This is a genomic window from Bacillus sp. REN3, assembly GCF_017912555.1.
GTDB lineage: Bacteria > Bacillota > Bacilli > Bacillales > Cytobacillaceae > Mesobacillus.
This window is the reverse complement of the sequence record NZ_JAERSD010000005.1, coordinates 1-25,170: the sequence shown is the minus strand read 5'-3', so window position 1 is coordinate 25,170 and position 25,170 is coordinate 1. Positions and strand designations below refer to the sequence as shown.

21 protein-coding genes and 11 tRNA genes are annotated in these 25,170 nt (G+C 46.3%); 7 read left to right on the top strand and 25 right to left on the bottom strand.

Annotation, left to right across the window (positions count from 1 at the left end; all coding sequences use genetic code 11):
- Nucleotides 1-59: 59 nt before the first annotated feature.
- Nucleotides 60-317: a DUF6154 family protein gene (locus JJQ88_RS05975; protein ID WP_210364820.1), complete on the top strand. Its 258-nt coding sequence runs from the start codon at nt 60-62 to the stop codon at nt 315-317.
- Nucleotides 318-415: 98 nt separating this feature from the next.
- On the opposite strand, the gene JJQ88_RS05970 is transcribed toward JJQ88_RS05975, so the two are convergent.
- Entirely contained in the window at nt 416-856 is a 441-nt protein-coding gene (locus JJQ88_RS05970) for a Dps family protein (protein ID WP_210364819.1), read from the bottom strand.
- 125 nt (nt 857-981) lie between these two features.
- Between JJQ88_RS05970 and ytzI the strand changes: the two genes are divergently transcribed.
- A complete protein-coding gene (ytzI, locus tag JJQ88_RS05965) occupies nt 982-1,155 on the top strand; it encodes a YtzI protein (RefSeq protein ID WP_210364818.1) in 174 nt (57 codons plus the stop codon).
- 293 nt (nt 1,156-1,448) lie between these two features.
- The gene (gene yidD / locus JJQ88_RS05960; protein WP_210364817.1) at nt 1,449-1,703 is read left to right on the top strand and encodes a membrane protein insertion efficiency factor YidD; all 255 of its coding nucleotides are present in this window, start codon (nt 1,449-1,451) and stop codon (nt 1,701-1,703) included.
- Here yidD and JJQ88_RS05955 read toward each other — a convergent pair.
- Nucleotides 1,684-2,247, bottom strand: a complete 564-nt coding sequence (locus tag JJQ88_RS05955; protein WP_210364816.1) for a beta-class carbonic anhydrase — start codon at nt 2,245-2,247, stop codon at nt 1,684-1,686. The genes yidD and JJQ88_RS05955 overlap by 20 nt on opposite strands.
- A 178-nt stretch (nt 2,248-2,425) precedes the next feature.
- Between JJQ88_RS05955 and JJQ88_RS05950 the strand changes: the two genes are divergently transcribed.
- Together JJQ88_RS05950 and JJQ88_RS05945 are read left to right on the top strand one after the other, a co-directional pair.
- Nucleotides 2,426-3,397, top strand: a complete 972-nt coding sequence (locus JJQ88_RS05950; protein WP_210364815.1) for a metal ABC transporter solute-binding protein, Zn/Mn family — start codon at nt 2,426-2,428, stop codon at nt 3,395-3,397.
- Nucleotides 3,398-3,810: 413 nt separating this feature from the next.
- The gene (locus JJQ88_RS05945) at nt 3,811-3,966 is read left to right on the top strand and encodes a DUF1540 domain-containing protein (RefSeq protein WP_210364814.1); all 156 of its coding nucleotides are present in this window, start codon (nt 3,811-3,813) and stop codon (nt 3,964-3,966) included.
- Nucleotides 3,967-4,092: 126 nt separating this feature from the next.
- Here the strand turns inward: JJQ88_RS05945 and hmpA are convergent, their stop codons facing one another.
- The 7 genes from hmpA to JJQ88_RS05910 form a co-directional block, all read right to left on the bottom strand.
- Complete coding sequence (gene hmpA, locus JJQ88_RS05940; protein ID WP_210364813.1) at nt 4,093-5,307, bottom strand: NO-inducible flavohemoprotein; 1,215 nt, start codon at nt 5,305-5,307, stop codon at nt 4,093-4,095.
- A gap of 137 nt (nt 5,308-5,444) precedes the next feature.
- Nucleotides 5,445-6,551 carry an o-succinylbenzoate synthase gene (menC, locus tag JJQ88_RS05935; protein WP_210364812.1) on the bottom strand — a complete coding sequence of 369 codons (1,107 nt, stop codon included), beginning with the start codon at nt 6,549-6,551 and terminating at the stop codon, nt 5,445-5,447.
- Entirely contained in the window at nt 6,541-8,025 is a 1,485-nt protein-coding gene (locus JJQ88_RS05930) for an o-succinylbenzoate--CoA ligase (RefSeq protein WP_210365007.1), read from the bottom strand. Before JJQ88_RS05930 ends, menC begins: the two co-directional genes overlap by 11 nt.
- A gap of 102 nt (nt 8,026-8,127) precedes the next feature.
- Nucleotides 8,128-8,946 (bottom strand): 1,4-dihydroxy-2-naphthoyl-CoA synthase, encoded by an 819-nt coding sequence (menB, locus tag JJQ88_RS05925; protein ID WP_210364811.1) that lies wholly within the window; start codon nt 8,944-8,946, stop codon nt 8,128-8,130.
- 15 nt (nt 8,947-8,961) lie between these two features.
- The gene (gene menH / locus JJQ88_RS05920; protein WP_210364810.1) at nt 8,962-9,771 is read right to left on the bottom strand and encodes a 2-succinyl-6-hydroxy-2,4-cyclohexadiene-1-carboxylate synthase; all 810 of its coding nucleotides are present in this window, start codon (nt 9,769-9,771) and stop codon (nt 8,962-8,964) included.
- Nucleotides 9,768-11,519, bottom strand: a complete 1,752-nt coding sequence (gene menD, locus JJQ88_RS05915) for a 2-succinyl-5-enolpyruvyl-6-hydroxy-3-cyclohexene-1-carboxylic-acid synthase (protein ID WP_210364809.1) — start codon at nt 11,517-11,519, stop codon at nt 9,768-9,770. The genes menH and menD overlap by 4 nt, the downstream gene beginning before the upstream one ends.
- Entirely contained in the window at nt 11,516-12,922 is a 1,407-nt protein-coding gene (locus tag JJQ88_RS05910; RefSeq protein WP_210364808.1) for an isochorismate synthase, read from the bottom strand. Before JJQ88_RS05910 ends, menD begins: the two co-directional genes overlap by 4 nt.
- A gap of 329 nt (nt 12,923-13,251) precedes the next feature.
- On the opposite strand from JJQ88_RS05910, the gene JJQ88_RS05905 reads away from it, so the two are divergent.
- Both JJQ88_RS05905 and JJQ88_RS05900 read left to right on the top strand, forming a co-directional pair.
- The gene (locus JJQ88_RS05905) at nt 13,252-14,184 is read left to right on the top strand and encodes a 1,4-dihydroxy-2-naphthoate polyprenyltransferase (RefSeq protein WP_210364807.1); all 933 of its coding nucleotides are present in this window, start codon (nt 13,252-13,254) and stop codon (nt 14,182-14,184) included.
- Nucleotides 14,185-14,306: 122 nt separating this feature from the next.
- The gene (locus JJQ88_RS05900; RefSeq protein WP_210364806.1) at nt 14,307-15,083 is read left to right on the top strand and encodes a TraR/DksA C4-type zinc finger protein; all 777 of its coding nucleotides are present in this window, start codon (nt 14,307-14,309) and stop codon (nt 15,081-15,083) included.
- Between the two features lie 14 nt (nt 15,084-15,097).
- Here the strand turns inward: JJQ88_RS05900 and JJQ88_RS05895 are convergent, their stop codons facing one another.
- The 16 genes from JJQ88_RS05895 to JJQ88_RS05820 form a co-directional block, all read right to left on the bottom strand.
- Nucleotides 15,098-17,500: a glycogen/starch/alpha-glucan phosphorylase gene (locus JJQ88_RS05895; protein ID WP_210364805.1), complete on the bottom strand. Its 2,403-nt coding sequence runs from the start codon at nt 17,498-17,500 to the stop codon at nt 15,098-15,100.
- Nucleotides 17,490-18,941 (bottom strand): glycogen synthase GlgA, encoded by a 1,452-nt coding sequence (gene glgA, locus JJQ88_RS05890; RefSeq protein ID WP_210364804.1) that lies wholly within the window; start codon nt 18,939-18,941, stop codon nt 17,490-17,492. The genes JJQ88_RS05895 and glgA overlap by 11 nt, the downstream gene beginning before the upstream one ends.
- The gene (locus JJQ88_RS05885; protein ID WP_210364803.1) at nt 18,938-19,966 is read right to left on the bottom strand and encodes a GlgC family sugar phosphate nucleotidyltransferase; all 1,029 of its coding nucleotides are present in this window, start codon (nt 19,964-19,966) and stop codon (nt 18,938-18,940) included. The genes glgA and JJQ88_RS05885 overlap by 4 nt, the downstream gene beginning before the upstream one ends.
- 22 nt (nt 19,967-19,988) lie before the next feature.
- On the bottom strand, nt 19,989-21,137 hold the full coding sequence (locus JJQ88_RS05880) for a glucose-1-phosphate adenylyltransferase (RefSeq protein WP_246860956.1): 1,149 nt from the start codon (nt 21,135-21,137) through the stop codon (nt 19,989-19,991).
- Nucleotides 21,055-23,013 carry a 1,4-alpha-glucan branching protein GlgB gene (glgB, locus tag JJQ88_RS05875; protein WP_210364802.1) on the bottom strand — a complete coding sequence of 653 codons (1,959 nt, stop codon included), beginning with the start codon at nt 23,011-23,013 and terminating at the stop codon, nt 21,055-21,057. Before glgB ends, JJQ88_RS05880 begins: the two co-directional genes overlap by 83 nt.
- 440 nt (nt 23,014-23,453) lie before the next feature.
- Nucleotides 23,454-23,525, bottom strand: a tRNA-Glu gene (locus JJQ88_RS05870).
- Between the two features lie 3 nt (nt 23,526-23,528).
- Nucleotides 23,529-23,619 (bottom strand) — tRNA-Ser (locus JJQ88_RS05865).
- A gap of 18 nt (nt 23,620-23,637) precedes the next feature.
- Nucleotides 23,638-23,712: transfer RNA gene (locus JJQ88_RS05860), tRNA-Asn, on the bottom strand.
- A gap of 24 nt (nt 23,713-23,736) precedes the next feature.
- Nucleotides 23,737-23,810, bottom strand: a tRNA-Ile gene (locus JJQ88_RS05855).
- Nucleotides 23,811-23,813: 3 nt separating this feature from the next.
- Nucleotides 23,814-23,887: transfer RNA gene (locus tag JJQ88_RS05850), tRNA-Gly, on the bottom strand.
- Between the two features lie 12 nt (nt 23,888-23,899).
- Nucleotides 23,900-23,975: transfer RNA gene (locus tag JJQ88_RS05845), tRNA-His, on the bottom strand.
- Between the two features lie 24 nt (nt 23,976-23,999).
- Nucleotides 24,000-24,072: transfer RNA gene (locus JJQ88_RS05840), tRNA-Phe, on the bottom strand.
- Between the two features lie 306 nt (nt 24,073-24,378).
- Nucleotides 24,379-24,454, bottom strand: a tRNA-Asp gene (locus JJQ88_RS05835).
- A 3-nt stretch (nt 24,455-24,457) separates the two neighbouring features.
- Nucleotides 24,458-24,531: transfer RNA gene (locus tag JJQ88_RS05830), tRNA-Met, on the bottom strand.
- Between the two features lie 159 nt (nt 24,532-24,690).
- Nucleotides 24,691-24,783 (bottom strand) — tRNA-Ser (locus JJQ88_RS05825).
- Between the two features lie 19 nt (nt 24,784-24,802).
- Nucleotides 24,803-24,879, bottom strand: a tRNA-Ile gene (locus tag JJQ88_RS05820).
- Nucleotides 24,880-25,170 lie beyond the last annotated feature (291 nt).

Genomic DNA, 25,170 nt, shown 5'->3' with positions numbered 1-25,170 from the left:
GGTATTTAATAAATACAACGAATTGATTATGGACGCAACGAATTGTGAGGTGATTCGAAATGAAACTCATAGATGAACTATATGAATTATACAGGAACAAATTGACCGGTGACGAAGAGGATATTGATATGCTTGCGTTTGCGTTCCTTGAAGAAATGAGCCGCGAAGATTTATTGAAGATCATCGAAGACCTCGACAAGCAAGAGCTTTATGACTTGATGGGCCTGTATTTGATCGAGAGCCTCAAGGGGAAGTTCGCCCAGGAAGATTTCGGAACACGTTCTGTCGGTTCCTTTCCATCCCGGAATATCCATTGATTTCAAAAATCAAAAATTACCGCATACATACAAACCGGCCTGCGCCGGTTTTTCTTTTTGGAAAATGAAAAAATGGCCATCGGCGGCCATTTTTCTGTTTATCCGAGGTATGCTTTGAACATCCACATATGCTTCCTTAGGCTCTTCTTGACGCCTAAAAGCATGTCCGCTGTCCCTTCATCCTCAGCCTTCTGGGCAATTTCAATTCCTTCTTGAAGCTCGTCGACAATCTTGGAGAAATCATCGTACAACTGGCTGACCATATCTTCTTCCTTTTCGGAGCCAGACGCTTCTCCAACGGATGACAACTCCAGGCACTCTTTCAATGTTGCTACAGGCTTTCCTTCAAGCGCCAGGATTCTTTCCGCGAATTCATCGATGATGACGCTTGCTTCATTGTACAGTTCTTCAAATTTCGTATGAAGTGTGAAGAAGTGGCGGCCTTTCACATACCAGTGGTAATTGTGAAGCTTAGTGTAAAGGACCGTCCAGTTTGCTACTTGTTTGTTTACCGATTGAATCAACTCTTGATTTGCCATGATTTCATCCTCCTCATGATTGTATATTCCCTTCCCGCCATATAAAGAAACATCAAAACAGCAACTTTTTTCCTATGGGAGAGAAGAACATGCTACAATAATTTTGAAGCAAAGGAGGCCTTTTTATGTATACTATAGTAGTTATTTCAGTCGTCATTGTCATCGTTGTCCTGGTTTTAAGTGTGCTCACGACTTCAAAAGCCTATCAGTTCAAACATACCGTCGATCCCCTTGATGAAAGGCTGGATGGAACGGATAAGATGAAAAATAATCAAAAACAGGCAAATGGCAAATCCTGAGTAGGTGCCCTTGACTACCATTGCCCGCTAAATTTTCTGATACCTGACAAATGCCTTAGCACATCCTTGATTGAAATTGCGGCTGCCCATTCATCTTGCCGATTCTTGACGTGGCTCGTATCTGCCTTCCCAGGCTGATGGACACCTGTCCGGATGATGGGCAAGGTTAGGATCTCAAGCCGATGTGAATATTTTTTGACATACAAGATAACTAGGAACGATCAATAAAAGGAGCTGAAATCCAGCTCCTCCAATTTAACAAATTAAAACCTGCAGTAAGGAGTCATGCAGCCATGATGAAAAAAGCCATGATTGGCTTCATCCGTTTTTACCAGACAGTCATTTCGCCGCTAAAGCCGCCAACTTGCCGTTTCTATCCAACATGTTCGCACTATGGACTTGAAGCGATCCAGAGATTCGGGCCTTTCAAGGGCGGCTGGCTGACGATCATCCGCATCCTCAAATGCCATCCACTCCATCCGGGAGGGATCGATCATGTCCCAGAAGAATGGCCAGCGAAAAAGAAGGTCAAGCCTCATAACCATTGATGACAGGATCAAGCCTGCCCGTCTCGGGGTCAATGACCAACCCGTGAACCGGAACGTCTGCAGGCATCAATGGGTGGTTCTTGACGATTTCAACACTGTGGGCAACACTGTCTTTAACGTTATCAAATCCATGCAGCCACTGGTTGATGTCAATTCCAGAGTAATTTAGCGTATTGAGGATATCATCCGAAACACCCCGCCGCTTCATTTCCCCAATCACAGCATCGGGCTTCATCCCACTCATGCCGCAATCATAATGGCCGATGATCATCACTTCCTCAGCTTTCAGCTGATAGACAGCCACAAGGAGGCTCCGCATGATACTTCCAAACGGATGCATGATCAGCGCTCCGGCATTCTTGACAATCTTCACATCCCCATTCCGGACATTCAATGCCTTAGGCAACAGCTCCACAAGCCTTGTGTCCATACATGTTAAAATCACCATTCGCTTGTTAGGGAACTTTGTCGTCTTAAACTCCTCATATTTTTTTTCTTCAACGAATTTCTGATTATGTATCAGTATCTCATCAAGCATTTTCATAACTTCAACCCCTTTGAAAAAATTTCTCTATCTAAGAATACCGCAAAATGTAAGTGAACAAAAATCTTTTACTTGATTTTAGGGCATTCTTTATGTAAGATACTTAAAGATAAATCGTAACGATTACGATTAATATTGTTATTATAGACTTCTTTTTACTTTAATAGGAGGCTCCAAAATGAAACGATTGGCCATTCTTTTTTCCATTTTATTGTTTGCTGCTTTCTTTTTAGGCGGCTGTGCACAGGAAACCGACAAAAATATTCAAGACCAGAAAGGAAAGCTGCAGGTTTACACAACTGTCTATCCACTGAAGTACTTCACGGAACAAATAGGTGGAGAATATGTGGAAGTTGACACAATCTACCCCCCAGGAGCAGATGAACATACCTTCGAGCCATCGCAAAAAGATATGATCACTCTTGCCGATGCAGACTTGTTTTTCTATGTTGGATTAGGCCTCGAAGGATTTGTTGACAAGGCAAAGAAAACACTTGAAAACGAGGATGTGAAAATGGTGCCTGTCGGCGAAGCCATTCATTTGGAAGAAGGAAGCACAAATGAAGAGGAAGTGGCCGATCACAATGAGGATGACCATGGAAATGGGGAAGGACATAGCCATGGTGATGTTGACCCACATGTTTGGCTCGATCCCCTTTATGCAAACGAAATGGCTGCTGCGATAAAAGACCAGCTTGCAAAGCTGATGCCTGAGCATGAAGATGCATTCCAAAAAAATTACAGTGAACTATCCGCTCAGCTTAAAGACCTCGATCGGGATTTCAAAGCTGCCATCGATAGCTCCAAACGGAAGGAAATCATTGTCTCACATTCAGCCTATCACTATTGGGAAAAACGTTACGGCATTGAACAAATCAGCATTTCCGGAGTTTCAACAACAAATGAGCCATCCCACAAGGAATTGAAAGAGCTGATTTCCTATGCGAAAGAGAAGGAAATGAAATATGTCATCAATGAGCAAAACTTCCAATCAAAACTCGCAAAGACCGTCCAAAAAGAAATAGGTGCTAAGTCCCTGACCCTTCATAATCTTTCCGTGTTGACAGAGGATGATCTCTCCAAAAAAGAAACCTATTTCACATTGATGGAAAAGAATCTCTCCACACTAAAAAAAGCTTTAAATGAATAAGATCGAACAGCCTCCCATTCGGGAGGTTATTTTTATCCTGATATGTTATTTTTGGATACTATTACAAATACAGGGAGGAAGTCTCCGAGCAAAGATCCGCCCTGCCCTGGTTTCCGGTGAGTCGTGCCCAAATGGGTTGCCGGAAAGCCAAAAGCAGAACGATCCGAAGCAAATCGTGCCCATACGGGCTGCCGGGAAGGCGTGAAGGGAACGCAAGAGCGTCTTTCGTGCCCAAATCGTCTCTCGAGAGAGCGTAAAGGGAACGCAAGAGGGCTTCTCGTGACCTAATGGGTTGCCGGAAAGCCACAAGAGGAACTATCCGGGGCTGATTCCCTGCCTGATTTTAACGCGAATAAGGACGTTTACGTTATTGCATCCTAATGGTGTATCAAACAAAAAGGAGTGATACGTATATGGCAAAGGATGTATTGTGCGAAGTAAACAACTGCCAGTACTGGGAGCAAGGAAATCTCTGCAGCGCTGACAAAATTTATGTCGTAAGCCATATTGGTGAAACAGCAGAGAACAACAAACACACAGACTGCAAAACATTCGAAGCGATGGAGTAGCAAAAAACCGGGCATCTGGCCCGGTTTCTCTTCTGAACGTCTCCTTCCCAGCAGACCGATTGCCAGCCTCCAGAAAGGACCTTTACCACAAAAAGCGCCCTCCGGATCAGAGAGCGCCATTTAAAATCAAGCTTCAAGGCTTGCCATTGGTCCAAAGAATTCATAATGGATCCTGTCTTCTGTGACACCAAGGTCCTTCAAAGAAGCATTGATTGCTTTCATGAATGGGACAGGTCCGCAAAAATAGAAATCAGCTTCTCCTATGTTGGTGTGTTCTTTCAGCCATTCTTTTGTGACATAGCCTTCTGCGTCGAAGCTCGCTTCCTTGCGGTCCTCTTCTGTTGGTAAATCGTAAAAGACAAATGTTCTTACGTTCGTCTTTTTAGCAGTGGCCGCTACCTCCTCCTTCAATGCGTGCATATTTCCATTTTGTGCTGCATGGATGAAGGTTACTTCCTTTCCAGGCTGCATATCGGCTATGGTATTCAGCATGCTGACCATCGGAGTCAGGCCAACCCCTCCGCTGAGCAGCACGATTGGAGTTTCTTTTTCAGTATCCAGGAAGAAGTCGCCTGCTGGTGCGCTGATGTTCAACACATCGCCCTCATTTATGCTTCGGTGCAAATAATTGGAAACTTTGCCGTCTGGCGTCTCCATTCCAGTTTCTTTCTTGACGCTGATCCGATAATAGCCTTTTCCTGGCGCATCAGACAAGCTGTATTGACGGATATGAGAGAATTCTTCGCCTTCGATTTCAACTTTGACACTGATGTACTGGCCAGGCTTGAAGTCTGCAATCTCTTTGCCATCCACAGGTTTCAGATAGAAGGAAGTAATCACTTCGCTTTCTTCGACTTTGTTAGTCACCACGAATGCGCGGAAATCGTCCCAGCCGCCTTTTTGGGAAGCTGCTTTCTCATACATATCCGCTTCGACGGAAATGAAGGCATCTGCAATGATGCCGTATGCCTCTGTCCAGGCATTGATGATCTCATCTGTTGCCGCATCTCCAAGTACCTCTTTGATTGCGAGAAGCAAATACTTCCCGACAATTGGATAATGCTCAGGCTTGATACCTAGGCTGCGGTGCTTATGTGCGATTTGTTCCACAACCGGGAGGATCGCTTCAAGATTGTCGATGTACTTTGCGGCTGCATAGACCGTTCCAGCAAGCGCTCTCTGCTGGCGCCCCTGTTTTTGATTTGCGTGATTGAAAATATTCAGCAACTCCGGATGGTTTTCAAACATTCTTTTATAAAAAACTGTCGTGATTTGTTCGCCATGTACTTCAAGTACTGGTACTGTCGATTTGATGATTTCGATTGTTTTTTTATCGAGCATTCTTATCCACTCCTTACACTGATTCTGACTTTTTCTTATTCTCATAGTGATTATAATAAAAACAAACCTTCGAATAAGTGATGCACATCACACTATTCTAAAATAGCATTAAAAAAAGCACTGACAGATGAACAGTGCTAAAAAATATATTCTTCCTTAAACGTCGTGACTTCCTTAAGCCTTTTACGATTCAGTTCATATCCTATCCCCGGCTGATCTGGTACATGGATGAAGCCATTCTCCACACGAACTTCCGGTTTGATGATATCTTCCTCCCAGTATCGGGCGGAACCCGAAATATCGCCGGGAATCGTGAATCCTTGCATGGAAGCGAGAGCGATATTATGTGCCCTTGAGATCCCAAATTCTATCATCCCGCCTGCCCAGACAGGAATGCCTTTCGCGAAGCAGTAATCATGGATTCTCTTTGCTTCTCCAAGCCCTCCAACACGGCCGGCCTTTATGTTTATGACCCTACAGCTCCCAAGCTCGATTGCTTTGCGGGCGTCATCAAAGGTTACAATGCTCTCATCCAGGCATATCGGTGTCGCAAGCTGTGCCTGGAGCCTGGCATGATCGACAATATCATCATGGCCAAGCGGCTGCTCGATCATAAGCAGCCCGTATTCATCAAGCGCTTTCAAACGACTTGCATCCGCCAATGTATATGCAGAATTGGCATCTGCCATCAGCTGCAGGTCTGGAAATCTTCTGCGTATTTCAGAAACGAGCTCCACATCGTTTCCGGGATTGATCTTTACCTTGATACGGCTGTAGCCAGCTTCTAAATAACCTTCGATCTGCCTGATTGCTTCAGTCGGATCGGGATGGCCGACAACAACACCAGAAGGAATTTTCTCCATAGTCCCGCCAATTAACTGTGATAGGGGAATCCCTTGGCGCTTCGCCTGAAGATCCCAAAGCGCTGTCTCAAGAGCTGATTTCGCCATGTGATTCCTTCTGATTCCTTTGAACAATCCAAACGCTTCAGAAGGGTGTCCAAGACCTTTATTCTTCAGGAGCGGAACAAGAAAATCCCTTATCATATGGTAAGAAGTCTTGATGGTCTCTTCTGTGTACCATGGCGACGAAAAAGCAACACCTTCCCCATATCCGACATAGCCATCCTTCCCTTCAGCCTCGACAATGAGCGCTTCCCTGGCTGCTACTGTCCCCAGATGGGTCATGAACGGCTGTTTCAATGGCATTTGAATGACACTTAGCCTGACCGCTTTAATTTCCATTGCTGTCGCCCCTCGTTTCAATCCTCTCGCGCAGCTTCCGTCTCAATAACTTTTTCGCTGCATTGCGCGGGAGATTATCTATAAAATAATATCTTTTTGGCAGCTTATATTTGGCGAGTTTCTCGATGCAGAACTCGGCTAATTCGTCCGCATTGACATCCTGGCCTGGATGCAAGACGATAAACGCTGCTGGTACATGGCCCCATTGCTCATCTTTCACACCCACGACCCCTGCATCGGCAATGGCCGGATGGGAAAGGAGCACACTTTCGATTTCTGCCGGGTAAACATTTTCCCCGCCGGAAATAATCAAATCTGAACGGCGGTCAAGGACGTAAAGGAAACCATCGCTGTCGAGATACCCAATATCACCGGTATGCAGCCACTGGTTACGGATTTTTTTCGCCGTTTCTGCTTCTCTGTTCAAATATCCGATTGTTACATTCGGCCCTTTGACAAGGATTTCACCTTCCGTATGAGCTGGAACGTTGGTTCCCTTCTCATCGGCAACCCTTATTTGGTTGGGGAACAAAGCCTTTCCTGCAGAACCTAGCTTCGTAAAGCTGTATTCTGGTGATAAAGTCGCAAATTGGGAGGAAGTCTCGGTCATTCCGTATGTCTGGAATACCGGAATTTTTTTTTCAAGGCATTCCTCCAGCATTGGCAGAGGTGCTGGTCCACCGCCGAGAAGCATGCATCTGAAAGCGGCTGGCAGCCTTTCTTCTCCCAGCCCGGCCAGGATCCTTTTCAGCATGGTGCTGACAACCGACATTACCGTAACCTGATGATCGCGGATATCTTTAATCACCTTTTCCTCATCAAACGAAGGATGCAGCACGATCGGCATTCCATATATTTGGCTCCTCATCAGGATTGAGTAGCCGCTTATGTGGAAAATCGGCACTGCGCACAGCCATTTATCGTGTTCATGCAATCCAAGGTTCAGGGCGGAACCCGCAGCGCTCCACCAGTGATTGCCATAGGTCTGCATGACTCCCTTAGGATTGCCTGTCGTTCCAGAAGTGTACATGATGGTTGTAACATCCCCCAAATCATACTCCTCAAGGATCTCAGGCTTTCCTGCAGGAATATCCGCTAGTTCGGCTAAGCTGACGAACTGCGACTTCGAATCAATGGAATAGACCTTTTCCGAAAAAGCTGAGTCATAGATCAGGATTTCCGCCCCTGAATCATCGAGCTGCCAGGATAACTCTTCCGCTGTCAGCCGATTGTTCAAAATCACCGTCCTGATGCCGGAGATTTGCAGGGAGTAGAGCACGAAAACAGAGTCAGCATTATTGGATAAAAGGACGGCGGCAACAGACTTTTTTCCAGGAGTGATGGAGCGAATTTTTCCTGCCAGGACAGCAGCGTATTCAAACATCTGATTGAACGTATATGTATGTCCCTCATATATCAAGGCTTCCCTGTCCGGTGTCAGTTCAGCTCTTTTCTTCAGCCAGTTCGGCATCATTTGATCCATGCCGATCCCCTCCTTCCACTCGCTTTTTAATACGAAAACAGCCTGATGGATCACCCATCAAGCTGTTCTTCAAATCTTCTTCCTAGCAAATGATCAAGGGAATCTTGGAAACTGGCCGAAGTCTGGCTTGCGCTTTTCCTTGAAGGCATCGCGCCCTTCTTTCGCCTCGTCAGTAGTATAATATAACAGCGTGGCATCGCCAGCGAATTGCTGGAGCCCGGCTAGGCCGTCTGTATCAGCATTCATTGCCGCTTTCAGGAAGCGAAGAGCTGTTGGGCTCTTCTCAAGGATTTCTTCACACCATTTGATTGTCTCCTGTTCCACCTGATCAAGCGGAACAACGGTGTTGACAAGACCCATTTCAAGTGCTTCCTGGGCATTGTACTGGCGGCACAGATACCAGATTTCACGAGCCTTCTTATGGCCGACGATCCTTGCCAGGTAACCGGAACCATAACCAGCGTCGAAGCTGCCTACTTTAGGTCCTGTTTGGCCGAAAATAGCATTGTCAGCGGCGATGGTCAAGTCGCAGACGACGTGAAGGACATGTCCCCCTCCAATTGCATAACCCTTTACTTGCGCGATGACAGGCTTTGGAATTACACGGATCAGACGCTGAAGGTCAAGGACATTCAGGCGGGGAATTTGGTCTTCGCCTACATAGCCGCCATGGCCGCGAACCTTCTGGTCTCCACCGGAACAGAATGCTTTGTCCCCTGCACCTGTAAGCACGATGACTCCAACGCTTGCATCATCGCGCGCATAAGCAAATGCGTCAATCAGTTCCATTACCGTTTTTGGACGGAAAGCATTTCGAACTTCAGGGCGATTGATCGTGATCTTAGCGATTCCGTTATATGTTTCATAAAGAATATCTTCATATTTGCGTTCTGCAACCCACTCAACTGTCATTGAATTACCTCCTAATTATGTATTCGACAAAAACTCACTTACTATTGTACCAAATTTTTCAGCATGTTCCACATGAATTGCATGACCGCTGCCTTCAATCGACACATGTTTTGCCTTCGGAAGCCTGGAAGCCATCTTTTCCGCGATTTTCTCAAACTTTTCATCAAGTGTTCCAGTGATCAGCAGTGTCTCAAACGGGAAAGAACCGAGTTTATCCCACCAGGAAGGCTGCCTGCCAGTTCCCATGCCGCGCAGGCTGTTCGCAAGGCCTTGTGGATTATTTAGCATTCTCTGATTCCTTATTTGTTCCCTTACATGATCAGGTAAATTCAGCTGGCTCTGGAAAAGCGGGATGGACTCCCAATAATCAACGAATTTTTCGACCCCTTCAGCTTCGATTCTGGCAGCGAGTTTGCTGTCATTTTGCCTGCGGAGTTCCCTGGCAAGAGCATCCTCTATCCCAGGTGTCGTGCTTTCAAGCACAAGTTTCCTGACTCTTTGCGGATAAAGGGAGGCAAATGTAATCGCCACCCTGCCACCCATCGAGTAGCCTAACAAATCCGTCTTTTCGATTTCCAGCTCATCAAGCAGTGTTCTTAAGTCATTTGCGATTTTTTCGATTTCGTACCTTGCTTCATCCGCAGGTGAATCCGTTTGGCCATGCCCTGGAAAATCAGGGATAATCACGCTGGCATGTGTGCCCCAAACAGGACAAAACGGCTTCCAAGTGGAAGCCGCCCCTGTATACCCATGGAGAGCCATGAGCGAGAATCCTTCCCCGCACATTTCGACATGGTAGCTTAAGCCATTGATCGTCTTTTTCATTCCATGTCACCCTTTACCATTTCACTTATTTCCCGGGAAACAGATTTCCACAAATCTCGATGTTCTGTCAGATTCCTGTCCCTTGCCGTCTGTATTTCCATCACTTTCAAGCCATGGATTCCTTTATTTTCATTCAGAACCTCTGAAAAGTGATCCCAGTCTTTGATAGCATCATATTTTCCGCCATACATAGCAACAACATGGCTGAAATCAAGGTCAAGTGGCGTTCCGAACAACTTTTCAAAATGCTTCGGCTCATCAGCCTGCGGAAGGAAGGAGAAAATCCCGCCGCCGTTGTTGTTGATCAACAAGATATTGATATCCAGATTATATAGCTTGGCAGGGAGAAGGCCATTCAAGTCATGATAGAATGTGAGATCGCCAAGCACAAGATAGAAGGGCTGTGAAACGACAGCAGCGCCAAGCGCTGTCGAAACGACGCCATCAATCCCGTTGGCTCCCCTGTTTGCCATAACCTTGATGTTTTTCTCATTGAAAAGGAAAAAGGAGTCCAGATCGCGAATTGGCATGCTGTTGCCAACAAACAACACAGCGCTCTCAGGCAGCCATTCCATGAGCTGATGGAAAAGCTTTCCTTCGCTCAATTCTGCAACTTCGGAAACAGCAGCCATCTTTTCTTTGGCCGCAGAATTGGCAGCATGCCATTTTTCGAAATAAGCCGATCCATTTGCAGGATGAATGTTCTCACTGATTTTTTTGCAAAAAACAGCCTCATCACTGTACAGCATATCCGATGCTGACATGGACGGTTCACGCCATCCTCCTCCGCCATCGACAACTATCTGCCTTGCGCCGCGGTTTTCCTTTATGAAAATCGTCAGCGCTTTTGAGACCGGCATTGCCCCGAAACGGATGATCAATTCGGGCTTCAGCGCCTCCCTGGCATCTTCATTCCGTAAAAAAGCATCATAGGAATCTACAATATACCGGCCATCATGCGTTCCGCTCCGCAGCTGGGAAAGCGGGTCAGCAAGGATAGGGAACTTGAGCTTTTCGGCAAGGACAGTCACTTCTTCAGCGAATCGATCGTTATCCATTTGTCCGCAAACAATGATTCCCTTGCTGTAATGTGAAAGGTCCTTCCCAAGCTCTGCGTAAACTTCATCCGGCAAGCACAGATTCCCGGTCTGGATTTCCACATACCCGCTTGATCGTTCCGTTGTTTCGAATAACTTGTCATCCATGACAGGAATGAGCGGCTCCCTGAATGGGAAATTCAAATGCACCGGACCGGCTGGATGGCTTGAAGCCGTGGCAGCTGCCCTCGCGCAGACGGTCCTTGCATACCTGATCATGTCGTCTGTTTTTTCTGGAGTCGCCATTTCCACAAACCATTTCACATTTTTTCCGTAAAGATGGATTTGATCGATTGCTTGAGGGGCACCGACATCACGAAGTTCATGAGGCCGATCGGCCGTCAGGACAATCAGAGGAACCCTGGAGATGGCCGCCTCGATGACTGCGGGATAATAATTGGCTGCTGCAGTTCCCGAAGTACATAGGAGGGCAACAGGCCTTTTCGATGCCTTCGCAATTCCCAGGGCAAAAAATGATGCAGACCGTTCATCCACATGGACATGGATCCGCAATTCCGGATGCTCTGACATGACCATGGCCATTGGCGTCGATCTAGAGCCAGGGCTGATGACGACATCTTGGATCCCCGACGTTGTTAATTCAGCTACGAAAGCTGCTATATAGGCTGTTAAGTCTTCCTGGTGGCTCATTCTTTATTTCCTCCCAGTGCAGTGAGCATCGGTTTGAACTTGATACGTGTCTCAGTGTATTCACTTTCGGCATTTGAGTCCGCAACAACCCCACAGCCGGCGAACAGTGACGCTTCATTCCCCTGAATCAGGCCAGAACGGATGGCTACTGCGAATTCCCCGTTTCCCTTATGGTCCATCCAGCCAATCGGCGCAGCATAATATCCACGGTCAAGCTGCTCGACTGCCCTGATTTTTTCAACAGCTGCCTGTTTTGGAAGCCCTCCAAGCGCTGGAGTCGGATGGAGTTTGTCCACTAAATCGAGAAGCGATGTACCTTCGCGGTTTTGGCCGACCACTGGCGTATATAAATGCTGGATGTATTTCATTTTCATCAGCTTTGGCTCGTCAGGGATGATAACCTCATCACATGTCTCTCTCATGGCTTCCTTGATCATGTCCACTACGTATTGATGTTCAATCAAATTCTTTTGGTCGTTCAACAGCTCCTGGCCAAGCTTTTCATCTTCCGCGGATGTACAGCCCCGGCCGATCGATCCTGCAACACATGCAGAAAAAACATTCCCTCCATCCTTCTTAACAAGCCTTTCAGGGGAGGCGCCAATGAAGCAGTCTCCATTCGATTCGAACGCAAAGGTAAAACTATCTTTCTGGACATGCAAAAGATTGTGAAGGACGGTTTCAGCCTGCACAGGATCTTTGAAGTGGAGCCTCAGCTCCCTTGCGAGTACCACCTTTTTCAATTCACTGTCTGCTAACCCGTTCACCACATCGGTAACAGTTTGTTTCCACGTTTCGGGCTCGATTTCCTCCATGTTTTCCATCACTGGCTTCGCAAGTGGCGGACTCTCTTCCGACACCTGCAGGATCTCTTGACGTTCGTTGATCACTTTTTCAAATAAGGACTCATCATCATGCTGTGTGCAGATGACATTCGTCGTGAAGTAAACATCACCATTCACAATTGTCAGCATATATTTTGGAATATGGAATAATGCTCCGGAATACTTGGCCCACAGGCCGGTTTTCTCTTTCATCGGATCAAAGGAAAACCCGCCAAACATAACAGGCCCTGTGCCATTCACATTGAATTTATTGAAAACAAGAGCATTTTCATTAAAACGCTTCCACTTTTTTTCTACATGAAAAAAGCGGTCAGCACCCTGATCCGACTGTATTTGTCCGCATATTCCCAATCCAGATATAAAAGCAGTTCCTTCAGGATCCTTCCAAAAAAACCGTTCTCCTAAAAATCGTTCCCTGCCTGATGCAAAAAAATTAAATGGGTCTATATGGTCTATTTTATGCACTTCACTGACAAGAACAGACTGAGAAAGTCCTTTGGCATGCTCTATTGCTGCAAGAATCCCCTGCCTTAACTCCGTTTCTTGAATCGCAACCAAAAAAATCCCTCCAATAACAGCCTCTCATCTGTTATCACACGTTTTAAAGCTTATTATAAGATACACCTCAAAAATAACTCTGTCAATCATGACCATTCCATCATGCCTGGTATTTTCCTTATTATATATAGAATCGCAGCGATCTAGCTAAACTGGTAAAACTAACCAACAGGAAGGACAAAAATACTAATTGACAGTCTATATGTGAATACCTACACTAAATATTGTAAGCCAATATTACCCCATTTTTAAAGGGCTTTTTGACAATTTTGGCTCTTTTAGATAATATATAAAGGTTTGTAATTATGAAGCAAAGGGAGAGAATTGAAATGCAACCACAGCTACAGCCCGGCACTTCTGCAGTAAAGCAAGAAGCAGACTGGAAAGTTTGGTGGCAGCTGACACGGCCTCATACATTGACAGCATCATTTGCGCCTGTTCTTTTAGGGACTGCGCTGGCGCTCGAAGAAAATGGCGGGATCCATTGGGGATTATTTGCGGCCATGCTGGTGGCAAGTCTGTTGATCCAGGCTGCAACCAATATGTTCAATGAATATTATGACTTTAAAAGAGGGCTTGACACTGAGAAATCCGTCGGGATCGGAGGTGCCATTGTCCGCCATGGCATCAAACCAAATACCGTTTTATCACTGGCGTTTGGATTGTATGGAATTTCAGTGCTGCTTGGTGTTTACATTTGCATGAGCAGCAGCTGGTGGGTTGCAGCTGTAGGCGTTGTCTCGCTAGCGGCAGGCTATCTATACACTGGCGGTCCGCTGCCGATTGCCTACACCCCATTCGGTGAGCTTGTGGCAGGGTTTTTCATGGGAATCTTGATCATCCTGATTTCTTTTTATATCCAGACAGGAACAGTGACGACAACAAGTGTGCTTGTATCAATGCCGAGCTTCCTGCTGGTCGGGGCAATCCTCCTTGCCAATAACATCCGTGACCATGATGGAGACAAAGAATTCGGCCGCAAGACTTTGGCCATCCTGCTCGGCAGGAATGGAGCGATCAAGCTTCTCTCAGGAATGTTCATCATCTCTTACCTCTGGATCATTGGCCTGATCATCACGGGCATTGTCTCGCCGTGGGCCGCGATTGTGGGGCTAAGCATTCCGAAGGCAATAAAGGCGGCTAAAGGCTTCATCGGCAAGAGCACCCCAATGGAATTGATGCCGGCCATGAAAGCAACTGCCCAGACAAATACCATTTTTGGCTTCCTATTATCTATTGGCATTTTCATCGCGGTCCTCTAGTACGTAAGCTTCCGTTCATCGGAAGCTTTTTCTATGTTTCCTGGAAATGAGACCGGGTATTCATTAGATAAGAATAAGTTCCTGGCAAACATAGGGAACGATAACGAAGAGGAAGTGTAAAAATGCTGACAAAGGTGCAATTGAACAAATTAAAGGAAAGTCTGATAGATGAAAAGGAAAGGCTTCTTGATCAAGTCGGGGATGAAGCAAAGGAAGGATACCTAAATGGAAGCCAAAGGGATGCCACAGGCGATCTTTCAGCGTACGATAACCATCCTGCTGATAGCGGGACAGAAATGTTTGAGAGGAGCAAATACCTTGCCATCGATGGGCATAATGACGACCTCCTGGAGAAAATCGGAAACGCACTGAAAGCGATGGAAGACGGCACTTACGGAAAGTGCGCGGAATGCGGAAGGGCAATCCCTTACGAACGCCTGGAGGCAGTTCCCTATACGCTTTACTGTGTTGATCATACCCCTGAGCAGACTCTGCCGAACGACAGACCAGCAGAGGAAGAAGTATTGGAACTGACGCACAATACCGACTTCGACCGCAGGCAAAATGAAGAAATGACCGACAATAAAAACAGTTTCAACGATGTTGCCCAGTTCGGGACATCTGAGACACCTGCAGATTTCAACACCCATGAAGAGGACTATAATAAGCTCTATATCGATGAAGAAACTGAGGGCGGCTTCACAGAAGACTATGAATCATTCAGCACTGCCGACCTCGAAGGAAAGAATCGCCGCTTTGTCTATAGCGAAACAGAAGCTGAATACGAAGAAATGCTTGATGATGCGGGGATTGAGTCCCAGCTGGGAGACATTCCTTACCGAAAAAGGGACAGTTATATCCAGGATAAAAAGAAAGAAGGGAAAAAGGAGACCGATTGATCGGTCTCCTTTTCTTATTTCTTCAATACTGATTGAACATGCCATATTTTGTCTGCATATTCACTGATCGTCCTATCGCTTGAAAAATAGCCCGATTTAGCAATATTGACAAGGCTCATATCAAGCCAGTCTTTTCGGTCAAGGTATTTGCGGCTGACTTCCTGGTGCACCTGGACATAGGACGCAAAGTCACGCAGGACGAAGTACTGATCATTGTGCCCGAGCAATGAGTCATAAATCTCACTGAAAAGGTGTTCAGTATCCGGAAAGAAACCATTCACAAGCTGATCGGCCACCTGGCGGATCCGTTTGTCATGGTGGTAATATTCCAATGAATGGTAGCCGTCATTTTGCTGGTACCCCAACACTTCCTCGGCAGTCAGGCCGAACAGGAAAATATTCCCTCTTCCGACCCGCTCAGTGATTTCCACATTGGCGCCATCCAGTGTTCCTACAGTGAGGGCGCCGTTCATCATGAACTTCATGTTCCCTGTCCCGGAAGCCTCCTTGCTTGCGGTCGAAATCTGTTCACTGATATCGGCCGCCGGAAAAATGCTTTCAGCCAGGGAAACACGATAGTTTTCAAGGAAAACGACCTTCATTTTCCTATTGACATCAGGATCGTGGTTCACTTTGTCCGCGACAGAATTGATCAGTTTAATCACTTTTTTAGCAAATTGATAGCCAGGCGAAGCCTTTGCCCCGAAGATGAAAGTCCTCGGATAAGGAAGCACATCCTCCCCTTCCTTCAGGGCATTATACAAATACATGATGTGGAGGACATTGAGCAGCTGGCGTTTGTACGCATGGAGCCGTTTTACCTGGATGTCGAAAACCGATTCTGTGTCGATCTTCATACCTGTTTTTTCAAAGATCCTGCTTGCGAGTTTCTCCTTATTTGTCTGCTTGACTGCATGCAGCTGCTGCATGAACGCCGGGTCCCCCCTGAACTCCATAAGTTCTTCAAGCATTTCAGGAGATCTGATCCAGCCTGGTCCTATGGAGTCTGTAACCAACTTCGCCAATCCAGGGTTCGCCTTCAGCAGCCAGCGTCGGTGGGTAATCCCGTTTGTCTTGTTGTTGAAACGATCAGGAAACATCTGATAAAACAAGTTCATTTCCCGGTTTTTGAGAATTTCGGTGTGGAGCATCGCCACTCCATTGATGCTATGGCTCCCAACAATCGCCAGAGGAGCCATCCTGACCTCTCCATGCGCGATGACTGCCATCTTCTCCACCCTGTCCCAATCACCTGGGTATCGGTCCCAAACATGGCTGCAGAACCGCTCATTTATTTCCTCTATGATCATATAGATCCGTGGCAGCAGCGGTTTGAAGATGCGGATTGGCCACCGTTCTAGGGCTTCGGCAAGCGTCGTATGATTCGTATAGGAAAGAGTGTTAACAGATATATGCCATGCATCGTCCCATCCAAGGCCTTCCTCATCCATCAGGATCCTCATCAGCTCGGGCACCGCAATCGCTGGATGGGTATCGTTGATATGGATGCTGACGTATTCATGGAAGAGCATCAGGCTCTTGTGCTTCTTCTTGAAAGACAGAATAATTGCCTTCAGGCTAGCCGCTACAAGGAAATATTGCTGCTTGAGACGGAGGATCTTTCCCTCATCCTGAGTATCGTCCGGATATAAGAACTCGGAAACCGACTCGGTCTCCTTTTTATATTTGAAAATGTCTGAATGGAACGGGTACCTTGATGGCTCAGCGTTCCACAGCCTCAATGTATTGACCGTCCCCGTACCATACCCGATCACTGGCAAATCATATGGCACAGCCATGATTGTTTCTGCATTGAGGTGCCTGAAAACGAGACGGCCATTTTCCAACCTGCTTTCGACTTCACCCCAAAAAGGGACCTCGACGGCAGCATCCGCCTTCCTCACTTCCCATACATGGCCATTCCTTAGCCATTGCTCAGGCAGTTCGACCTGGTAGCCATCGACGATTTTTTGCTCGAACAAGCCATGCTTATAGCGGATTCCACACCCATGGCCAGGCAAATCGAGCGAAGCGAGTGAATCCAGGAAACATGCCGCAAGGCGGCCAAGGCCTCCATTGCCTAGAGCGGCATCCGCCTCTACTTCTTCAAGACGGTCCAGGTCGATTCCCAGCTCCAGCAAGCCCTCTTCCACAACCTTCTCCACACCCAGATTAATCAGATTGTGACGCAGCAGGCGCCCAAGAAGGAACTCAATCGATAAATAATAAACCTGTTTCTTTGCCTCTGTACGGTAAAGCTCATTCGTCCTGATCCAATCCGCGCTCACATACTCTCGAATCATATGGCCCAGCGTCTGGAATTGCTCCCGTTTTGTGCTTTCTTCAAAGCTGGTTCCAAACATCATCTCAAGTTTTTTCAAAAAAGCTGTCTTGAACTCTTCGACATTAGAAAACATGCGACTCACTCCTTGAAATGAGATCGGAATAGAGAGCCTCATATTGTTTTGCCGACTGAGCCCAGCTGTAATCCATCTCCATCGCTTTTATGGAAAGCTCCTCCCATTTCTCGCTGTCACGATAGATTGACAGCGCCCTCTCAATCGTAAACAGCATATCATGGGCATTGAAATTTGCGAATGTAAATCCATTGCCTTCTCCGGTGAATTCGTTGTACGGCAGGACCGTGTCATTCAAGCCGCCCGTTTCCCTGACAAGCGGGATTGCGCCATAGCGCATCGCAATCATCTGGCTCAGTCCGCAAGGTTCGAACTTTGATGGCATCAGGAACAGGTCGGCTCCAGCATAGATTTGATGAGCAAGCTTTTCATCAAAGCCAATGTAAGAGCGGCACTGCTCACGATAATGTCCAGACTTCTCACTGAAAAAATGTTCAAATTCCCGATCTCCTGTTCCAAGAACGACAAGCTGGACACCCGCAGACATGATTTCATCGAAAACCCACCTGACAAGTTCAAGCCCCTTCTGCTTTGTCAAACGGGTAATCATCGCCACTAAGGGAATGTCACGGCTTTCAGGAAGACCAAAAAACCGCTGGATTTCCAGCTTGTTATCAACTCTCATTTCAAATGAATCGATACCGAAATTCCTTTCGATCGCCACATCTGTCTTAGGATTGTATAATTCGTTATCAATGCCATTCAGGATACCCGAAAGGTCTTCCTTTCTCTTCCTGAGGATTCCATCCAGCTTTTCCCCGTAATAGGGAGTCTGGATTTCTTCCTTGTAGGTAGGGCTTACGGTCGTAATGTGGTCAGCGGAAATCAAGGCTGCTTTCATGAAGTTTGCGTTCCCGAAAAACTCAAGCTGCTCCTCATTGAAATAACGGCTGTCGATATGGAGCAGGTCACCAAGGATTTCACGCGGAAAAATTCCCTGGAACTGCAGATTATGAATCGTAAATACAGAACGGATAAAACCATAACCAGGCTTCCGATAGTACTCCGTCCTCAGCAAAAAGGGAATCATCCCTGTATGCCAATCATGGCAATGGATCACATCAGGGTAAAACTCGAGTTCCGCAATGAAATCAAGGACTGCGCGGTTGAAATAGGAAAAGCGCTCGCCATCATCATAATGCCCGTAAAGTGAATCCCATTTGAAATAATACTCATTATCCACGAAATAAAAAGTCACGCCATCGTATTCAAGCGTTTCAATGCCGCAATACTGTGTACGCCAGCCAAGCTGCACCGTATACTCCTTCACTCTTTCCATTTCATCCCTGAAGCTTTCTGGAATCATCCCATATTTAGGCAAGATCACCCTGACATCTGCCCCAAGCTTTTTCAATTCCTTTGGCAGCGAACCTGCGACATCTGCCAAACCGCCCGATTTGATGAACGGAACACATTCTGATACTGCAAACAAAATTTTCACGAGCCTGCCCTCACTCCCTGTACCGTCCCTTTGCGGATAACGGCCGGTGAATTCGCTGAGGCCGTGATGATCGTTCCTTCTTCAACTTTCACATCTTTATCGACAATGACAGATTCCAATATACAATTCTCCTTGATTTGTGTTTTTTGCATGATGATGCAATTGCGGATCATGCTGCCTTTTCCGATTTTGACTCCCCTTGCTATGATGCTGTTTTCAACCTTTCCTTCTATCAATCCTCCGTTTGCCACCATGGCATTCCTTACATTTGCTTCTTTTTCATAGCGCGTGGGCGGCTCATCCTTGACCTTCGTCAGGATTGGCCTTTCCTTCGGGAACAATTCCTTCCAGACTTCGGGCTTCAGCAGATCCATGCTGGCGCTGAAATATTTGGCTAGAGAGTCAACCATCACTGCATACCCCTCGAAGTTGTAGTAGCAAAGATTGAACTGGCTGTCGGTGTCCATGATGACATCCCTTAGATTTGAATAACCCGTTTCCTTTCTCGTATGGATCAAATCCATCAGGAGGGTCTTCTTGACAAGGTAGATGCCTAGTGATTCCCTGCCTTTCCTGACTTCTGTTATATCACAGCCTGATTGGATATGCCAGTCAAGCAAGGGCTGGAAATCCATATTGAAAACTGTATAGGAATTGGCAATCAATGCATATTCCTGAGTGCTGCGTACAAAAAAATCAATATTATCCGCAAAATGGTCAAGTGACCCGATTCCTGGATATGGCTTATCAAGGTTAGGCGAAGGAAAGAAAAAGAGTCCATCCCTCTTCCGGTTGAGGTCCCAGTTCCTTCCTGAACCTAAATGGTCCATCAGCGAGCGATACTGGAACTTTGGAAAAATCGCCACACTCTGGATACCAGAGTTCACCATATTTGACAGGATGAAATCGATCAGCCTGTACCGCCCCCCGAAGGGTATGGCGGCGACTGAACGGTGGAGAGCCAGTTCAAGGAGATTCTCGTGGACAGTTGTCGCGTCTATTACTCCCAATAATCGTTTATTCATTTAGATTTCCTCCTGATTCCGATCAACTGGATTGCAATTCTCCAATTGTTTCTTCGCATATTAGAGTGATTTCATTGCTGCCTTGGTCCGGTACAATAATCATCCCATCAGGCACATATACGCCTGGGGACACAATCGCTTTCTCAATCCGGCAGTTATGGCCAATCACCGCATCAGGCATGATGACCGTTTCTTTGACCACTGCCCCTTTTTTTACCGTCACTCCCTGGAAGGCAACTGTTTTCGAAACTTCACCTTCAATTTTGCAGCCTTCATTCACAAGCGACTCAGTCACTTCCCCCTCAGGACAGATATATTGGGGCGGCTGATTTGGATTCACTGAATAAATTCTCCACGAATGATCAAACAGCTTCAATTCACAATTCCTGTCCAGCAGGTCCATATTGGCTTCCCACAGGCTCTGGATTGTCCCTACGTCTTTCCAGTACCCCTTGAATGGATAAGCGAACAACTTCCTGTCTTCCTTCAGCATCAGCGGGATGATATCCTTGCCAAAATCATGGCTTGATTGAGGATTCTGATCATCTTTTATCAAATATTCTCTTAATACACTCCATTTAAAAATATAGATACCCATCGATGCAAGATTATTCTTTGCATTCTTTGGCTTTTCTTCAAATTCAACGATTTTTAAATCGGAATCCGTGTTCATGATCCCAAAGCGCTTTGTTTCTTCCCAGGGCACCTCAATGACCGATATCGTAGCATCCGCTTCTTTTTCGATATGGTAATCCAGCATCGTTTCGTAATTCATCTTATAAATATGGTCGCCAGAAAGGATAAGGACATATTCAGGGTTATACTGATAAAGATAGTTCATGTTTTGATAAATGGCGCTGGCAGTTCCAGAATACCATTTCACCTCGGACGTTTCGGCATATGGCGGAAGTACAGTTACACCGCCGTCTTTCCTGTCAAGGTCCCATGCGCTCCCGATCCCGATATATGAATTGAGTACCAGCGGCTGGTATTGGGTCAGGACGCCTACCGTATAAATCCCGGAATTCGTGCAGTTGCTCAAAGGGAAATCGATGATCCGGTATTTCCCTCCGAATGGGATGGCAGGCTTAGCGAGATTCTTTGTCAGCGATTGGAGCCGGCTTCCCTTTCCTCCTGCCAGCAACATTGCTACGCACTTCTTCTTTTTCATGATGGTTCCTCCCCTTTCTTTTGATAACAGGACGCAAGATAATAAACCCGAATGGAGAAAGATTCATTTCAACTGAGAACTTCCTTCCATGAAAAGCAGTCTCTTTCGCCTTCAGGACTCTTTTATTAATGACACCAGAACCCCCAAAAGCTTCCGCGTCACTATTGATGATTTCTCGATACTCCCCTGCCTTTGGAACGCCGATCCGATAATGGCTGTATGCTTTTTCGGTAAAATTGCAGACGATGACAAGAAATTCGTCTGGATTCCTGCTTTTGCGAATGAATGAAAAGACAGATTGCTCATGGTTATCTGCGTCGATCCATTCAAAGCCTTCGTGCACATAATCAAGCTCATACAGCGGCTTTGACCGTTTATACAGCCTGATTAAATCCTTGACATACTGGTCCATTTTCTGGTGCATATCGTAATCAAACAAGTTCCAGTCAAGCTGCTCACGGTCCTTCCATTCAGTGAACTGCCCGAACTCAGTTCCCATGAAGGTCAATTTTTTTCCTGGATGGGCGGCCATGAAGCCCAGCAGTAAACGGAGTTGGGCGAATTTTTGCCAATAGTCGCCCGGCATCTTATCGAGGAGCGATTTTTTTCCATGGACAACTTCATCGTGTGAAAAAGGAAGGATAAAACTTTCGGAAAAGGCATAGAGCAGGGAAAAGGTGATTCTGTCATGGATATGCCTGCGATCCTTCGGCTCTGTTTCCATATATTTTAGTGTGTCATTCATCCAGCCCATGTTCCATTTGTATGTAAAACCAAGCCCGCCATATTCCACAGGGGCAGTCACCTGCGGCCAATCGGTAGAATCCTCTGCAATCATCATCACACCAGGCCCGAATTCTTTCACAACTTTGTTCAGCTTTTTCAAAAACTCGATGCCATACGAATTCGCGGCCTGATGCGAATTCGGCCAGTAAATGATATTTGCTACCGCATCCACCCGGAAACCATCGATATGATACTTTTCCATCCAAAATAAGGCGCTTGAAATCAGGAAGCTTTGTACCTCCGTCTTTCCCAAATCAAAGTTAGCAGTCCCCCAAACATGGTTTTCACGATCATTTTCATGTTTGTATTCGAATAGATGGCTTCCATCGAATTTATATAGGCCGTGAGCGTCCTTGCAAAAGTGCCCCGGAATCCAATCAAGGATGACACCTATCCCGTTTTGGTGGCATTGATCAACGAAATACATGAAATCATGCGGCGTGCCATACCGGCTTGTGATTGAAAAATAGCCGGTGGATTGGTAACCCCATGAAACATCGAGCGGATGCTCGGTTAGCGGCAATAGCTCAACATGAGTGTAGCCATGGGAAATGATGTAAGCAATCAATTCGTCCGCTAGCTCCCGATATGTATAGAACGTTCCATCTTCCTTCTTTTTCCAGGATCCAGCATGTAGTTCATAGATGAACACAGGCTGGTCCAAACTGTTTCTTTTCTCCCGTTTCCGGAGCCACTTTTCGTCATTCCAGCTATATCCATCAAGCGGACAGACGACCGATGCAGTATTCGGCCGGACTTCAGAGAAAAAAGCATAAGGATCTGCTTTAAGGATTCTTTGATCAAAGGAAGTCTGGATTTCATACTTGTAAATGGAACCCGTTAAATCCTTTTCAACAAAAAGCTGCCAAACTCCCTCATCGTTCATCCTGCTAAATTCATAGCCGTCCCCATTCCATCCATTAAAATCACCAACAAGCCTGACAGCAACTGCAGCTGGAGCCCATACACAAAATCGAGTATATGTACAAAAGTCTATTTTCATGACATGTGCCCCAAATAATTGATAGCTCTGGAACAAAGTGCCCTCATGGAAAAGATGCAATTCAAAATCGGTTGGATGGTTTGCCAAAGTTCACACCTGCCTCTAAAAAACATTTCATTCTAAGTAGTATTCTAGTTAACCGGCAGAAACCCTTGTAAACATTTTTTTAATTTTTTGAAATTTTTCTTAACATTATCTTAATATCATGAAAAACCGGGAATGAAAACGATGGATGCACTGAATTTCCCAACTATACGATTTAGTGGATTACTGCTTTTAGAAGGGCAACGCTTTCTATCCTAAGGGAGAAATCATTCATGCAAGAAAAATCACAGTCGAAAGACTGAAACGAGGGATGGATGCCATGATTGGAACTTAGTTGAGCGGGAAAGCGGTAATATTCGTCTTTACAGACTTTTAAAGGAACGCAGCAAAGATAATTACCAGAATGAAGGAAGAATGGAGTGAAATTATATTTATGAAGCAAAAAAAAAAACAATCAGCATGATTGCTGACTGCTTTTCTTATGACCCCTACGGGATTCGAACCCGTGTTACCGCCGTGAAAGGGCGGTGTCTTAACCACTTGACCAAGGGGCCTTATGGCGGAGAAGGAGGGATTTGAACCCTCGCGCCGCTTACACGACCTACGCCCTTAGCAGGGGCGCCTCTTCAGCCTCTTGAGTACTTCCCCAGACCTTATAAATAAAAATGGCTCCGCAGGTAGGATTCGAACCTACGACCGCTCGGTTAACAGCCGAGTGCTCTACCACTGAGCTACTGCGGAATAGTGTGATGATATTTAAGAATATGGGCCTAAGTGGACTCGAACCACCGACCTCACGCTTATCAGGCGTGCGCTCTAACCAGCTGAGCTATAGGCCCGTATGGAGCGGGTGATGGGAATCGAACCCACTACATCAGCTTGGAAGGCTGAGGTTTTACCAGTAAACTACACCCGCATTTATTTGGAATGGGGCGACTGATGGGAATCGAACCCACGAATGTCGGAACCACAATCCGATGCGTTAACCACTTCGCCACAGTCGCCATAAAAATTGATGGAAATAAAGGTGGCTCAGGACGGAATCGAACCGCCGACACAAGGATTTTCAGTCCTTTGCTCTACCGACTGAGCTACTGAGCCATAATATTAATTGTGCTGCCTATACTTTGATAAGCTTCGTCCTTTGCTCGAAAGACCTCCCGGCCTTCCTCGCAGATTGCCGCAGAAGCTGAATCGTGATGTGAGCAATCTGCTCTACCGACTGAGCTACTGAGCCATAATAATAATTGTGCTGCCTATACTTTGACAAGCTTCGTCCTTTGCTCGAAAGACCTCCCGGCCTTCCTCGCAGATTGCCGCAGAAGCTGGATCATGATGTGAGCAATCTGCTCTACCGACTGAGCTACTGAGCCATAATCATTTTGCTGCCTATACTTATAATCAAAATGGCGGTCCCGACCGGGATCGAACCGGCGATCTCCTGCGTGACAGGCAGGCATGTTAACCGCTACACCACGGGACCAGATTGCGGGGGCAGGATTTGAACCTGCGACCTTCGGGTTATGAGCCCGACGAGCTACCGGACTGCTCCACCCCGCGACGATAATAAATGAAACTATTTTGTTTATGCTCCAGGAGAGCAAAGACTGTCCCGATCTCAGGAAGTTGAATCAAGATGCTGCTCGATCGGTACAACTCGCCGTTTCATCAGTGAAGTAACGCTCGTTGCTCCACCCCGCGACGATAATATTTTAAAAATGGAGGAGGAAAGGGGATTCGAACCCCTGCGCGGTTTGACCCGCCTGTCGGTTTTCAAGACCGATCCCTTCAGCCGGACTTGGGTATTCCTCCATAAATAACAAAAATATAATGGTGGACCTTGTAGGACTCGAACCTACGACCGGACGGTTATGAGCCGTCTGCTCTAACCAGCTGAGCTAAAGGTCCATATTCAGCGCGTTAATCTTATAGCTAAGACTCACTTGAATGTCTGTCCCCATCTCAGAAAGCTAATCCAAGAAGCAGATCGATGGGTACAACTCGAAGTTAATTCAGGGAAGCTTCGCTCGTTGCTCTAACCAGCTGAGCTAAAGGTCCATATTCAGCGCGTTAATCTTATAGCTAAGACTCACTTGAATGTCTGTCCCCATCTCAGAAAGCTATCCAAGAAGCAGATCGATGGGTACAACTCGAAGTTAATTCAGGGAAGCTTCGCTCGTTGCTCTAACCAGCTGAGCT

Bases quoted from the DNA above. Each gene is read 5' to 3' on its own strand.
- JJQ88_RS05880 (WP_246860956.1), bottom strand. From the start codon at position 21,137: ATGAAAAAGAAGAAGTGCGTAGCAATGTTGCTGGCAGGAGGAAAGGGA.
- JJQ88_RS05955 (WP_210364816.1), bottom strand. From the start codon at position 2,247: ATGAAAATGCTTGATGAGATACTGATACATAATCAGAAATTCGTTGAA.
- JJQ88_RS05970 (WP_210364819.1), bottom strand. From the start codon at position 856: ATGGCAAATCAAGAGTTGATTCAATCGGTAAACAAACAAGTAGCAAAC.
- JJQ88_RS05945 (WP_210364814.1), top strand. From the start codon at position 3,811: ATGGCAAAGGATGTATTGTGCGAAGTAAACAACTGCCAGTACTGGGAG.
- yidD (WP_210364817.1), top strand. From the start codon at position 1,449: ATGATGAAAAAAGCCATGATTGGCTTCATCCGTTTTTACCAGACAGTC.
- JJQ88_RS05975 (WP_210364820.1), top strand. From the start codon at position 60: ATGAAACTCATAGATGAACTATATGAATTATACAGGAACAAATTGACC.
- menC (WP_210364812.1), bottom strand. From the start codon at position 6,551: ATGGAAATTAAAGCGGTCAGGCTAAGTGTCATTCAAATGCCATTGAAA.
- menB (WP_210364811.1), bottom strand. From the start codon at position 8,946: ATGACAGTTGAGTGGGTTGCAGAACGCAAATATGAAGATATTCTTTAT.
- menD (WP_210364809.1), bottom strand. From the start codon at position 11,519: ATGAGCCACCAGGAAGACTTAACAGCCTATATAGCAGCTTTCGTAGCT.
- menH (WP_210364810.1), bottom strand. From the start codon at position 9,771: ATGAAAAAGACGATCAATGGCTTAAGCTACCATGTCGAAATGTGCGGG.
- JJQ88_RS05885 (WP_210364803.1), bottom strand. From the start codon at position 19,966: ATGAATAAACGATTATTGGGAGTAATAGACGCGACAACTGTCCACGAG.
- JJQ88_RS05905 (WP_210364807.1), top strand. From the start codon at position 13,252: ATGCAACCACAGCTACAGCCCGGCACTTCTGCAGTAAAGCAAGAAGCA.
- JJQ88_RS05900 (WP_210364806.1), top strand. From the start codon at position 14,307: ATGCTGACAAAGGTGCAATTGAACAAATTAAAGGAAAGTCTGATAGAT.
- JJQ88_RS05930 (WP_210365007.1), bottom strand. From the start codon at position 8,025: ATGATGCCGAACTGGCTGAAGAAAAGAGCTGAACTGACACCGGACAGG.
- JJQ88_RS05895 (WP_210364805.1), bottom strand. From the start codon at position 17,500: ATGTTTTCTAATGTCGAAGAGTTCAAGACAGCTTTTTTGAAAAAACTT.
- ytzI (WP_210364818.1), top strand. From the start codon at position 982: ATGTATACTATAGTAGTTATTTCAGTCGTCATTGTCATCGTTGTCCTG.
- JJQ88_RS05950 (WP_210364815.1), top strand. From the start codon at position 2,426: ATGAAACGATTGGCCATTCTTTTTTCCATTTTATTGTTTGCTGCTTTC.
- hmpA (WP_210364813.1), bottom strand. From the start codon at position 5,307: ATGCTCGATAAAAAAACAATCGAAATCATCAAATCGACAGTACCAGTA.